This window comes from Mesorhizobium sp. M5C.F.Ca.ET.164.01.1.1 (assembly GCF_004792125.1).
GTDB lineage: Bacteria > Pseudomonadota > Alphaproteobacteria > Rhizobiales > Rhizobiaceae > Mesorhizobium > Mesorhizobium wenxiniae.
In genome coordinates, this window is the sequence record NZ_SRTG01000001.1 from 2,669,874 (window position 1) to 2,682,766 (window position 12,893).

11 protein-coding genes are annotated in these 12,893 nt (G+C 62.6%); 3 read left to right on the top strand and 8 right to left on the bottom strand.

From position 1 onward, the window contains the following. Positions 1-3 precede the first annotated feature (3 nt). From EN807_RS13095 to EN807_RS13120, 6 genes are all read right to left on the bottom strand, one after another. Positions 4-1,050: a carbohydrate ABC transporter permease gene (locus EN807_RS13095; protein WP_135935196.1), complete on the bottom strand. Its 1,047-nt coding sequence runs from the start codon at positions 1,048-1,050 to the stop codon at positions 4-6. Continuing rightward, a complete protein-coding gene (locus EN807_RS13100) occupies positions 1,047-2,030 on the bottom strand; it encodes a sugar ABC transporter permease (protein ID WP_246684148.1) in 984 nt (327 codons plus the stop codon). Before EN807_RS13100 ends, EN807_RS13095 begins: the two co-directional genes overlap by 4 nt. 57 nt (positions 2,031-2,087) lie before the next feature. Then, positions 2,088-3,350 carry an ABC transporter substrate-binding protein gene (locus EN807_RS13105; protein WP_135935198.1) on the bottom strand — a complete coding sequence of 421 codons (1,263 nt, stop codon included), beginning with the start codon at positions 3,348-3,350 and terminating at the stop codon, positions 2,088-2,090. Positions 3,351-3,435: 85 nt separating this feature from the next. Further along, on the bottom strand, positions 3,436-5,961 hold the full coding sequence (locus EN807_RS13110; protein WP_246684075.1) for a hypothetical protein: 2,526 nt from the start codon (positions 5,959-5,961) through the stop codon (positions 3,436-3,438). Continuing rightward, positions 5,958-6,794, bottom strand: coding sequence for a 5-dehydro-4-deoxy-D-glucuronate isomerase (gene kduI / locus EN807_RS13115; RefSeq protein WP_135935199.1), 837 nt, complete (start codon positions 6,792-6,794; stop codon positions 5,958-5,960). The genes EN807_RS13110 and kduI overlap by 4 nt, the downstream gene beginning before the upstream one ends. After that, positions 6,791-7,870: a glycoside hydrolase family 88 protein gene (locus EN807_RS13120; protein ID WP_135935200.1), complete on the bottom strand. Its 1,080-nt coding sequence runs from the start codon at positions 7,868-7,870 to the stop codon at positions 6,791-6,793. The genes kduI and EN807_RS13120 overlap by 4 nt, the downstream gene beginning before the upstream one ends. A gap of 128 nt (positions 7,871-7,998) precedes the next feature. Between EN807_RS13120 and EN807_RS13125 the strand changes: the two genes are divergently transcribed. Then, positions 7,999-9,042, top strand: a complete 1,044-nt coding sequence (locus EN807_RS13125) for a LacI family DNA-binding transcriptional regulator (protein ID WP_135935201.1) — start codon at positions 7,999-8,001, stop codon at positions 9,040-9,042. Between the two features lie 38 nt (positions 9,043-9,080). On the opposite strand, the gene EN807_RS13130 is transcribed toward EN807_RS13125, so the two are convergent. Both EN807_RS13130 and EN807_RS13135 read right to left on the bottom strand, forming a co-directional pair. Beyond that, entirely contained in the window at positions 9,081-9,626 is a 546-nt protein-coding gene (locus EN807_RS13130; protein WP_135935861.1) for a flavin reductase family protein, read from the bottom strand. Positions 9,627-9,693: 67 nt separating this feature from the next. After that, positions 9,694-10,851, bottom strand: coding sequence for an LLM class flavin-dependent oxidoreductase (locus EN807_RS13135; protein ID WP_135935202.1), 1,158 nt, complete (start codon positions 10,849-10,851; stop codon positions 9,694-9,696). 139 nt (positions 10,852-10,990) lie between these two features. Here EN807_RS13135 and EN807_RS13140 point away from each other — a divergent pair, with 139 nt between their 5' ends. Both EN807_RS13140 and EN807_RS13145 read left to right on the top strand, forming a co-directional pair. Further along, the gene (locus EN807_RS13140; RefSeq protein ID WP_135935862.1) at positions 10,991-11,668 is read left to right on the top strand and encodes a GntR family transcriptional regulator; all 678 of its coding nucleotides are present in this window, start codon (positions 10,991-10,993) and stop codon (positions 11,666-11,668) included. An 8-nt stretch (positions 11,669-11,676) separates the two neighbouring features. Next, positions 11,677-12,801, top strand: coding sequence for a Gfo/Idh/MocA family oxidoreductase (locus EN807_RS13145; RefSeq protein ID WP_135935203.1), 1,125 nt, complete (start codon positions 11,677-11,679; stop codon positions 12,799-12,801). Positions 12,802-12,893: the final 92 nt, after the last annotated feature.

Genomic DNA, 12,893 nt, shown 5'->3' on the forward strand with positions numbered 1-12,893 from the left:
CCTCTATTTCAGACCGGAGCCGGCAATGCCGGTGGTGATGAAGCGCTGAAGGAAAACGAACACCAGCACGACCGGGATCATGGTGACGACAGTCATGGCCAGGATGTAATGCCATTGCACGTTGAGTTCGCCGGCATAGGTGTTGAGACCAACCTGCAGCGTATAGACCTCCTTGCGCGACAAAACGATCAGCGGCCACAGGAAGTCGTTCCAGCGCCAGACGACGGAAAAGATCGCGAGTACCGCCAGCGCGGGGGCGGTCAGCGGCAGGATGATGCGCCAGTAGATCTGCCATTCGGACGCTTTGTCCATGCGCGCTGCATCGATCAGCTCGTCGGGGATCGTCAGCATGTACTGGCGTAGCATGAAGACGCCCGTGGGCGTCGCCACTGTGGGCAGGATCACGCCCCATAACGAGTTGAACAGTCCCATCGCCGAGATGACCGAATAGAGCGGCACCAGAATGACGGAGAGCGGCACCATCAGCGTCGCGACGATGAGCATCATCACAGCCGAACGTCCCCGAAAATTGTACTTCGACAGTGCGAACGCAGCCATCGAATTGGTCAGGAGGGTAATCAGGGTCGCGACCACGGTGACGAAGACCGAGTTGCGCAGATAGAGGAAGAAGTCAAAGGCGAGGAAAGGCTGGACATAATTGTCGAGCGCGAAGGCGATGCTGCGCTTGGGCGTACGGTTGTTGACGCGTATGATCGCGCCCGGGTTGGCGGGATCGACCATCTGCGCGATGGTGCCGAGGCGGCGCACTTCGGCGAGCACGCGCACGCTGCCGTCGTCATTGCGCACTTCGAAGAGCTTCAGCGGCTCCTCGTACCCTTCTACGATAGCTTCGGCGGTGACATAGGGCAAAATTGTCGGCGGAAACTCCGCCAGCGCGGCAGGCGTCTTGAACGACGAGTTGACCAGCCAGAGCGCCGGGCCGAACATGACAATCAGCCCACCTATCAGCCAGAACCAGGTGAAAACGTCCGTCCAGTGCCAGCCGGCGCCGCCGCGACGGCGGAACAGGAATTCCGCAACCCTGCTCATCGCGTTTTGCCCCGCTGTTCGTTGCGCCTTGCGATGCCAAGCTGGATCAAGGTCAGCACGACCAACACCGCTCCCATGAGAATCGAGGCAGCGGAGGCGAGCCCCGGATTGCGCAGCAGCGAGGCGAAGCCGACCTCGTAGATGTACTGCGTGAGGAACAGCGTGCTCGTCCCGGGACCACCGCCGGTCAGCACATAGACTTCGTCGAATATCTGCACGGCGCGGATGAGCGTCAGCACCAGCACGACCAGGAGGTTGGGCGCCAGCAAGGGCAGCGTTATCCGCCAGAAGACGCGCAAGGGCCGGGTGCCGTCCATCTCGGCGGCCTCGTAGAGGTCTTTCGGAATGGCTTGAAGGCCGGCGAGAAGGATCAGCGCATAGAAGCCGACATGGGCCCAGACCGACACCATGATCGTGGCCACGAAGGCCCAGTTGCGCTCCACCAGCCAGTTGACCGGGGTTCCGCCCGCCTCGAACACCATCAGGTTGAGCAGTCCCTGCCGCTGCAGGATCCAGCGCCAGATGAGACCGACCACGACCGGCGACAAAAGGACAGGGAAGAAGAACACAGCGCGCCAGAAACTGCGCGCACGCAACTCACGGTTGAGTACGAGTGCGGTGACAAGCGCTACAGTCACCATCATCGCCACTTGCAACACAACGAAGGTCAGGGTGTTCCAAACCGCGATCCAGAAGAGGTCCTCGGTGCAGCTCTTCGGATCGAGATAGCTGCCGCAACTGAACAGCCGCCCATACTGATCGGCGCCGACGAAGGTGCGGTCGCCGAGGAACAGCGCCCCGCCACCGGTCATCGAATACAGGATGTTGATGACCAGCGGAAACAGCACGAAAATGCCGAACACCAGCATGTTCGGCGCCAGGAAGAAAACGGCCATGCCATTGCTGCCCGTGCGCCGTTGCAACATGCGCAGTGGCGCATCGAAAACATTCGCAAGCCAGCCGACCGGCGCCAGGATCATGGCGCCGGCGCGGGTTGCTATGCCGTTTCGGACGTCTCCCATGACACTGCCGCGACGCTACTTCGATGCCTCGGCCACCTTTGCCTTGATGTCCTCGTCGATGCGGACGAAAGCCTCGTCGAGCTTCAGCTCGCCCGCCATGACCTGACTGATGCGGGTCACCAGCGCGCCATAAACCGGAGTTCCCCATTTCCACGCCGGCAGGGCGGCGGCATTCGGCGCGATCTTGCCCGATGCCTTTAAAAACGCTTCGAGCGACGCCTTGACGTTCTCGTCATCGGTCTTGAAATGGATCTTGCCAGCGAGAACGCCCTTGTGTGCGGGCAGGAACAGGGTGCGCTCGGTGAACTCGCGCACGATGTCCTCGCGGCCCAGGAAGTCCATCACCTTGCCGACTTCAGATGCGTTCTTCGTGTATTTGATGGCGACGAGCGCGGCGCCGCCCGGCATACCGGTGCAGGCGGCGGGGCCGCACGGCGAACCCGTCGCCACCCAGTCGAAGTTCTTGCCGATCTTGCCGGCAAGGTTGGCAACCTGCCAACTGCCCGAATAGTAGTAGGCAATTTGCCCATTGATGAAGTCGTCGGCCCCGGCGCGATAGGTGGTGCCTGACGCTGATACCCAAATTTCCTTGTTCATGCGGCCGTCGGCAACCCAATTGACCAGCTTTTCGGCGAAAGCTTTCGTGCCGGCATCGATCGGCGCCGGCAGTCCATCACTGCCGATATAATTGGCGCCATAAGAGATGTTCGGCGCCGAGATACGATGGCCGCTGCGGTCGATGGCAAAGGCAGCGTTGAGCTGCTGACTCTGCTGCACCTTGCCGGCGGCATCGATCCATTCGTCCCAGGTTGCGGTGCCGGCCGGGATCGGCACGTCGGCCTGTTCAAAAAGCGTCTTGTTGACGAAGCCGCCGGTCAGCGTGATCTGGGTCATGAAGCCCGGAATGATCTTGGAACCGTCAGGGCGCATCCAGTCGAACTGGTCGCCGAAATTCGTCTGCCAGTATGCTGGATCGGCCACCACAGGCGTCAGGTCGAGCCAATGATCGGCGAGTTCCTTGATATTGGTGACGCGGGCGATATCAGGACCACGTCCTGCCTCGAGTTCGACCGGAAGCTGCTCCTGGATAACCTTGTAGGCGACATTGTCGAGAATGACGTTGATGCCCGGATTGTCTTTCATGAAGCGGTTGAGCAGATCCTGTATGACCTCGCCCTCGACGCCATCCGAATACCACATCACGCGAACGTCGCCTGCGAACGCCGTCGACGACAGAAGGCCCACCGAAAGGCCCAGGATTATCGAATTCATTCTCATGGTTCACTCCTCCACTTTTTGCGGTTTTCACCCCGCTTGATTGTCGCTGTCCGAGCTGCTTGTCCTGCTCCTTTTGATCCGATCCTCACCTGGTTGCGATGGCGTCGGCTATGAAGAACGTGGCTTCGCCCGTGACCTGCCAGTCGGCCGGATCGATCACACGGTCCTCAGCCTCTATGCGGCCATCCGGATGGAACAGCACGTCGCCATATTCCGGGTCATTGACATGCAGAACGTCGTTTTTTCCGTGGCCGAGCGCGAGCTGAGAAAACTGCGCCTCGAATTGCTCCAGCGACCCGTATTGCCGGCGCCGGCCCAAGCGGATGATCCATGCGGCTTGATGGCCCGGCACGCGCAACTCGTTTCCAGCGGTCGGCCCCCGGCCGATCAGCTCGAAGGCGCTATCGGCCTTCAGCATCGCGAACCCATCGCCGCCGCGCGCCGAAGCGATATTTTTCTTGACCCACGCTTCATCGAACGCGCTCTGTGGGAACCAGGCATGGGTAAAGTCGGGCTGCTCGGCAGCGCAGCTGAACAGCACAACCGCCAGGTCGCGGTATTGATGCACGCGCGGCAGAGATCCGGAGCCGCCCCAGTAGGACGGACGGCCATAGCCCGAATGAATCGTCTCGCCCGGATGGTTGATCCATATCTGCGCGTCGGGATTGCCGCCGAGGCGCAGGTGCAGCACCGTTTCCTGATAACCCCATTCGTTCCAGCGATAGGCTGCTGCGCTTCCCATGGCGAAATCGCGGGTCTTGTAGTGGTAGAGCTTGGCGATCCGGTTCTGGCCCTGCGCGAAGCACCATTCCTGCGCGTCATCGCCCTCCATGCAAGCGATGCCGGTCAGCTCTTGCGGGACGTGGAGCCCATGGTCGCGCAGGCAGAGCGCGAGCTGCGGCAGGGCGTGGAAGCGCATGCCATAAAAGCCTTTGCCCCACAGCATGCGTGCAATGCCGGAAAGTTCCAGCGAACGGGCGGCGCGTAGCGTGTGTTCGTAGGAGCGTCCTTGCGCGCCGGTAAGCATGCCCTGCTGAGCGGAGCGAGCGACGATCTCGAGCAGGCGGTTGATCGCAGCCCCAGCGCGCCGGCGAACGTCGGCATCTGGCCCAAGCGCGTATAGGATCGTCAACCCCTTGAGATCGATCGGGAAATAAGGGGCGGAGTTGAATTCCGCCATTTCCCATTCCTCGAAATGATCGAGCCAAGCGCGCACGCGCGCAAGGCCCACGGTCGACTGCTCCGCGCCGGTGCGCCCCGAGCGGACAAAGCGGGCATCGGGCAAGAGATGGCCGCCGAGATAAGCCGCGGTGTGAAACAGAAGTGCATGGTTTTCGGAGAAGTACCACTGCACGTCGTTACCCGGCTCATCCATCCAATAGCGGTAATTGAGGATCGCCTCGTCAATGCGGTGACGGAGATCGACCGCGATCGAGTCGCCATAGGCACGACGGCACCACAGCAGTGGAACCAGGATGAAATCGGCGCAGTCGTGGCAATCTTCGATCGCCGGCAGTGCAGCAGCAATGATGGTGTCGGTTTCGGCTCCGCCGCGGCCCGTCGCCAGCCGCGCCAGCCCACGCACGGTATCGGCCTCTGCGAAATTGGAGACCTGTTCCAGGGCTTCGCCGATCCTGTCGGCAAGGATAGCAGGGGCGCGGCCCTGGCGCGCCGCATGACAGATCTCCACGCCGAAGACCCGCTGGGCAACAAAGCCTGAAGATGAGAGCGATACGGCAAAATGCCGGAAGTCGGCGGGAAGGTCTTCCGTGGCGGCAATAGTGATGCGTCTTGCCCCCGCTTCGATGCGGCGGCGGAAGATCACGGGCGCTTCGATCGACATGAAGTCGCCCTCGATCACGATCGCTACATCCACCGCAACCGGCAGCGGGACATCCGTCACCAGAGCCACTTCGCCGCCGGAATAAAATGGACGCTCGAAATGCATCGCGTCGAGAGCGGCTTCCATGGCCGCCGCGACGTCGCCTTTGACGGTCGTGGGCAAGACCTGTTCGGCAGTTGGGCCCGACAGATAGTCGAGTTGGAAGAAGTAGCGTGCGTCACGCTCGGCGAGATCATCGAACCAGATGCTGATCTCGTTGGCGCCGGCGACGAGATCGACCTCGAAATCCTGAGAAGCCTCGAGATTGCGCCCGTAGGCCGCCATCCACCCGGCTTCTATCCCGTTGACGAACAAAACGGCGCCGCCGCAGGTGCGCAGCCGCAGCCGCGCCCGGCCGTCCGAGCCTGCATCGAGCACGGTACTTGCCCAGGTGGCGATCACGGTCGGGCGGAACCAGAAGCCCGACAGGTCGACGCGTGGCGAACCGAACGGAAGCCAGACACGGTCCGGCTGGAACACTCCCTGCGGCTCAGGCCGTTTCCCGCAGCGTTCGGCGGCAAACTCGGTTCGGCAGGGATATTCGTGTGGGATGAAATTCTTGTGCTTGGTCAGGAAGAAGAAGGGGTCCATCTCCCCTTGCATCGGCTGATCTGCAACATCGTAGCGCTGCTCAGACGTCGCGCCGACGAGCCAGTAAACGACAGGACCGCCGAATGCGAGCGGCCGGCGCAGCGTAAGATCGTGCTTGATCGGTTCCACGGTGTTCATCGCAGCGTCTCAACAGGCACGGGCGACACGTCGTTATAGGCCTGGTTCTCGCCCGTCATGCCCCAGACGAAGGCGTAGGGGCCGGTCCCGCTGCCCATATGGATCGACCAGGCCGGCGAGATGACACAGTCGCCATTGGCCACGATCAGATGGCGGGTGTTGTCCGGCCGTCCCATCAGATGGACGACCCGGTCTTCCGCCGCGACATCGAAATAGAGGTAGGCTTCCATGCGCCGCTCATGCAGGTGAGGGGGCATGGTGTTCCAGACGCTGCCCGGAGCGAGATCCGTGATGCCCATCAGCAGCAGACAGGAAGGCGCGACTTCCGGATGAATGTACATGCGCAGTGTGCGCTTGTTGGCGCGTCGCTCCTCGCCGAGTTCAAGCGGCTTCGCCTCGGATTTCGCGATCAGCCGATGCTTGATGTCTGCGCCGGCCGGAACCGAGTTCATATAGAACCAGGCGGGGTGCGCGGCGCTGTCGCTTTCGAGCGTCACTTGTTTAGCGCCGCGCCCGACATAGAGCACATCGCGGTTGGCGAGCGTGAAGCGCTGCTGGTCGACGCTCACCGTTCCTGCGCCGCCGAGATTGGCGATGCCCATCTCCCGCGCAGTGAAGAGATGCGGCGTGCCGACGTCCGCGCCATCGCCGAAACTCAGCGGCTCTCCGGTTGGGCACGCGCCGCCGACGATCATGCGGTCGACATGGGTGTAAGCGAAGGCGATGCGGCCAGGCTCGAACAGCCGCTCCACCAGAAACTCGGCGCGTAGCCGCTCCGTCCCGTAGCCATCGATGTCGCCCGGACCGGCGCCGAAGAGAACGCGCATCGTCATGCCGCCGCCTCGGCAGCTTCGGCATGGATCATCCCCTCTGTGACGCAGAGGATCGCCAGGGCCTGGCCGTAGCCGGTAGGCTGAATCGGGATGTCGCGGTAGAACTGGAGATCATGGCCCATGCGGGTGCCGTAGGAAACATTTCCGAGCACGCCGTTCTCGTCGATGCTGGCCAGAACCGCCTCGAGTGCGCGCAGGCCCGCCTGACCGCACCCCTTAGGCCCGATGCCTATGCGCGCAGCTTTCATGAGACCATAGCCAATGCCGGCCGTGGCCGACATCTCTTCATAGGATGTCGGGTCATCGAGCAAAGTGTGCCATGCTCCCGATGGCGCCTGCAGGCGCAGCAGCGCTTCGATCTGCGCTTCCAGCACCCCGAGCAGATAGGCTTCGACTGGCTTCCCGATACCGCCATTTTCGATCAGGTCGAGAATGCCGACGGTGATCCAGGCGTTGCCGCGGGCCCAGAGCGCGCGGGCAAAATTATGTCGTCCGGCAAATGTCCAGCCGTGGAACCACAGGCCCGTTTTCGGGTCGGCGAGATAGCGAGCATGGACGAGGAACTGACGAACGGCCTCGTCGATGCAAGATTGCCGGCCGGCCGCGCGTCCGTGGAAAGCGAGGAACAGGCCTGCCATGAACAACGTGTCGTCCCACAATTCGTCGTCGTTGATCTTGTCTGAGACATTGTGTTGGAACCCGCCCTCGGGCGTGCGAGGCATGTCGCGAAGCAGCCTTTCGGCCCATTGGCCGAGAGGGGTTTCCCAGCGCGGATCGCGTGTCTCGCCCCAGAGCAGTGCCAGCGCCATCATCGGAGCGGTGGTGTTGATGTTCATCGGCGGCAGGCCGGCCCTTAAATGGCGCTCGTACCAGCCTTCGATTGTCTTCAAAAGCTTCGGGTCGCGATTGTGCCGCCAGAGGCAAACGAGGCCGTAGAGCCCCACACCCTGCGGCCATTCCCAGGAGTCGAAGCTAATGTAGTCGCCGGCCGTGCCGTCGAGGTTGGGCTCGTCGAAACGGCCATCATGGCGCAGGCCCGTCATGCCGCGCACGAGCAGGTCGAGCTTTGAGCGCATATCTCTCGTTGACGACGCCACTACTCCTCCCAAGTTTGCGCGATGCCGGGCAAATGGGTGCCACAGGCATTTTTGTTGCGCAATCTGAAATTTTTTTGCAGCATGAAGGTCTGGTGAGGAAACAGCCGATGGTCGTGAAGGTCGAAAGCGGGAAGCGCGGCACGCTCAGCCGGCGCGTGCGGCTCGAAGATGTCGCCGCGCGCTGTGGCGTTTCCGTCAGCACGGCGTCGCGGGCGCTTGCCGGCGGCAAGGGCGTGCGCGGCGATCTTCGGTCGATGATCATCGAAACCGCCAAGAAGCTGAACTACACGATCCCCACCTCGATCGCCGGCCGCAAGGTGATCCTCGCCGCAAGCAACGCTGCGAGGATCGACTATGTCCGCAACCAGTTCACCTTCTATGTGCTCGACGGACTGAACGAGCGCGCACGAACTCTCGGCGTCGAGCTGGTGTCGCGCTCCATAGCCGACGCCGGTGAGCAGATCGCGCTGCTCGATGAGGCCAGGCAAGACAAGAGCGTCGTCGGCTGCCTGTTTCTGACGCTTGACGACGAGGCGGTGCTGACGCTGACCGGCGGTTTCGGCAAGCCGATCGTGCTCATAAACGGCGACGACCCGGCGATGCACCATTCGAGCTTGACGCCATGCAACCGCTCCGCGGCACATCTCGCGACGCAGCACCTGCTCGACCTCGGCCACCGGCGCATCCTGTTCCTGATGCGGCGCGGGCGGCGCACGATCGAGCGTCGCTTCGAGGGCTGGCAGGATGCACTGCGAGAGCGCGGCCTGGCGGCCGGCGACTTGGCTGTGGAGGTGGCGGATTGGCTGCCGGACCTTGCGGCGGAAGCGATCGCGCGGCGCATTGAGGCGCGTGGCCTCGACTTCACAGCCGTGCTCGCCGCGGGCGACAGCCTCGCTATCGGCGCGATGATGGCGATCCGGAAGTCGGGTTACGAGGTGCCTGCCGACGTGTCGGTCATGGGCATGGATGACCTTCCGCAGGCGGCTTTCCAAAATCCGCCCCTCACGACGATGCATATCCCGATGCGCGAGATCGGCGCGGCGTCGCTCGACCTCCTGCTCGCCGATCTCGGCGGGGACCTGCCGCCGCGCCGTATCGAATTCGCCTGCCATATCGTGCAACGCCAGTCGACCGGCCCGGTTCGCGCCTGAGACGTATGGTTGACACCGTTGTCCGGGCCAGGCCATCACTACATCGATGGGGGCACGTTGGAACCGTCTTCGAAGCGTCCATAACCTCCGCCGAAGAAAAGCAGAGGTTCGCCGTCTCGCAAGATCGCGGCGGTTACGCGGGCAACGACGATCAAATGGTCGCCGCCCGCATGCCCGGAGATCCGCGTGCATTCGAACCGCGACAGGCAGCCACCCAGCAGCGGCACGCCGGCATCGTTCAGGTCATGCGGGAGACCGTCGAAGGCTTGACCGACGCGAGCGAAGCGCTTGCTCAGCTCAATCTGCTCCGCGCCCAAAACATGAACCGCGAAATGTTCGCAACCTGCGAAGGCGGCAAAGCGCCTCGAATGCCGGCCGATCGACCAGAGCACGATCGGCGGGTCGAGGGACACCGATGCGAAGCTGTTCGCTGTGATGCCGACGGGACCATCGGGTGTCATCGTGGTGACGACGGTGATACCGGTCGCAAACCGGCCGAGGGCGTCGCGGAACTCGCGCTTGCGGTCGGGGCCGGGCACGAAGCTTTTCATCGGTTGCCGCTCGGGGTTGAGGAAGTGGTACATCACGCGCCCTCCTGGCCAAGGGCTGCGGTGGAGGCTTCAATCTCGTTGAGGCGCATTCGCAGCATCATCATCGCCGTTCCCCGGTTCCGAGCGGAGTAGCCGGGGTGATTTCCGGTACCCGGCCATAGGCATGCGGCAGCGAGCAGGTGTTGATGTTCGGCAGCACGCGCTTGCCGAAGGACAAGGCCTCGTCGAGATGCGGATAGCCTGAGAAGATGAAGGCGCGGATGCCCATTTTCCGGTATTCCTCGATCTCGCACATCACTTGGTCGGTCGAGCCGACGATCGCGGCGCCGCAACCGGAGCGGGCGCGGCCAACGCCGGTCCACAGATGCCGCTCGACATAGCCTTGTGCGTCGGCGCCGGCGCGGTTCTTTGCCTGGTGCGCGACGCCCAGGGATGTCGCGTCCAGTGCGCGGGCGCGGATAACTCTGCCCTGCTCGTCGTCGAGTTTCGAAACCAACTCCTCGGCATATTCGCGGGCTTCGGCTTCGGTGTCGCGCACAATCACGTGGACGCGCAGGCCGTAATCCAATGTGCGGCCATGGGCGGCTGCACGCGCGTGAACATCACGCATGCGGTGCGCCAATACGTCCTTCGTCTCCGGCCACATCAGATATACGTCACACTGTGCGCCGCAGAGTTCGAGCGCGTCGGGCGAATAGCCGCCGAAATAGAGTAGCGGCCCGCCATTCTGCTGGTAGGGCTTTGCGGGGTCGGCAGTTACTTTCCCGAATTGATAGACTTCGCCCTGATGGTCGATTTCGTCGCGCGTCCAGGCCTGACGCAAGATCTCGATGACCTCGCGCGAACGCTGATAGCGGAAGCGGCTATCGGCGAGTTCGCCGGGAAAGTCGGAAGAGATGACGTTGACCGTCAACCTGCCCTTTAGCATGTGGTCGAGCGTTGCGAGCGTGCGCGCCAGCATGACCGGTTGCATTTCGCCGCAACGCACCGCCGCGAGAAGGTTGATCGTCGAGGTTATCGGAGCGCAGCCCGCCACGAAGGACAGAGTATCCTGGCCGACCTGATAGGACGAGGGACACAGGATATTGCGAAAGCCCAGTCCTTCGGCTGTCTTGACGATATCGGAGCAGTGCTCCCAACTCGACCGCAGCGCGCCATCCGGTACGCCGAGATAGCGGAAATCATCGGAGCACAAAGCAGAAAACCACGACACTTCAGCAGCGTCGAGATCAGCGGACGTCACCGGAACGACCGTCAATGTCCGCACCCCCTTCGTCAATTGCTGCCGCGACTATCTTTCCCTGTTGAATATCATTTGTTTTTGTGTAGATCAATAGTGTATCAATTTTCGCGTTGGAGACAATTTGACCACGTCCAGAAACGCCTACGCGCTTCCGATGCATCAGCAGGTCAGCGAAATGCTCATCCGCGAGATCGCGGCTGGCCGGATGATCGAGGGCGAGAAGCTTCCGCCGGAGCGCGACATGGCTGCGGGCCTCGGCATAGCGGTCGGTACGTTGCGCAAGGCGCTCGGCGATCTCGAGCGCAAGGGCTTGCTCAGTCGCATCCAGGGTTCCGGCAACTACGTACGTTCGCAACCCGACGTGGCCAGTGTCTATTCCATGTTCCGGCTGGAACTCCTGGAGGGAGGCGGGCTGCCGACGGCGCGCGTTCTGTCAGTCGATCGGCTGGCGAAACCGATGGACCTTCCGGTGTTCGGGTCGAGCAGCGAGGCCCATAGAATAAGGCGGCTGCGGAGCCTCGGCGGCAAGCCGGCGGCGCTGGAGGAGATCTGGCTCGACGGTTCCCGTGCGGAGACGGTAGCTATCGAAGAACTGTCGGATTCGCTCTATCTCTACTACCGCAAGGCACTCGGCATCTGGATCTTGCGTGCAGAGGACCGCGTCGGGGTCGGCCAGGTGCCGGGATGGGCGCTGCCCGAATTCGGCCTCGCACCGGGCGCCGCCGCCGGCTTCATCGAGCGTACCGGCTGGATGCAGGACGGCGCCAGCGCGGAATTTTCCAGGACCTGGTTTGATCATGGCGTCGCGCGCTATGTCGCGCGGCTGCGATAGGAACTGAGATGGCGAAGCACATTTCCTACGGCATCATCGGCTGCGGCATGATGGGGCAGGAGCATCTTCGCAATATCGCGCTGCTGCCCGATGTCGGCGTCGCGGCGATCTTCGAGCCGGACGCGATGATGCGCGCACGCGCGGCCGGCTTTGCCCCGCAAGCGTCGATCGCCGGCTCGGTCGCGGAGGTGGCGGCCGATCCGCGCGTCGACTGCTTGCTGATCGCCAGTCCGAACTATGTGCATTTCGCGCAGCTCAAGGAAATCGCTGCTATCCGTGCGCTGCCCATCCTGGTCGAGAAGCCGCTTTTCACCGATCCGGTCGACGCAGCCGCGGTGAAGGCGTTCGCCGCGACCTACACCGCACCAGTCTGGGTCGCGATGGAATACCGCTATATGCCGCCGGTCGCTCGATTCATCGAGCAGGCGCAGAACGCCACCGGCGGCATCCGGATGCTGACAATCCGCGAACATCGCTACCCGTTCCTGGACAAGGTGGCCCACTGGAACCGCTTCAACCGTCGATCGGGAGGCACGTTCGTCGAAAAATGCTGCCATTTCTTCGATCTCATGCGGCTGATTCTGAAATCGGAACCGGTAAGGATCATGGCGTCGGCCGGACAGGAAGTGAACCATCTCAACCAACGTTATGATGGCGAAACACCCGATATCTGGGATTGCGGCTACGTGCTGGTCGATTTCGCCAGCGGCGCGCGCGCCATGCTGGAACTATGCATGTATGCAGAGGGCAGCCGCTATCAGGAGGAGATCAGCGCCGTCGGTGCGCGAGGTAAAGTCGAATGCCTGGTGCCGGGTCCCGGCCGCTTCTGGCCAGCTCATCTCGGCGCGGCGCCGACGCCGCAGTTGATCGTCAGCCCGCGCTTTCCGCGGGGACCGTACACCGTCGAGATCCCGGTCGACCCACAATTGTTGACGGCCGGCGATCACAACGGCTCGACTTTCTATCAGCATCAGCGGTTCTGCGCCGCCCTACGAGACGAAGGGCCGGTTGAGGTGACGTTGGATGATGGCTGGAAAGCTGTCGCCATGGGTATGGCCGCACAAGTGTCGGCAAGCCAGGGCACTGCCATTTCCAACCCGCTCGATGCCTGCGAGAGCGCTCAGTGTGGCTGATGGTAGCTCACGTGACCACTTGATCTTCTGACCAAGTGGTAGCGGAGACGGCTAAATCGCAGGATCCACGGCGTGAGCCGCCTAAAGCGCGT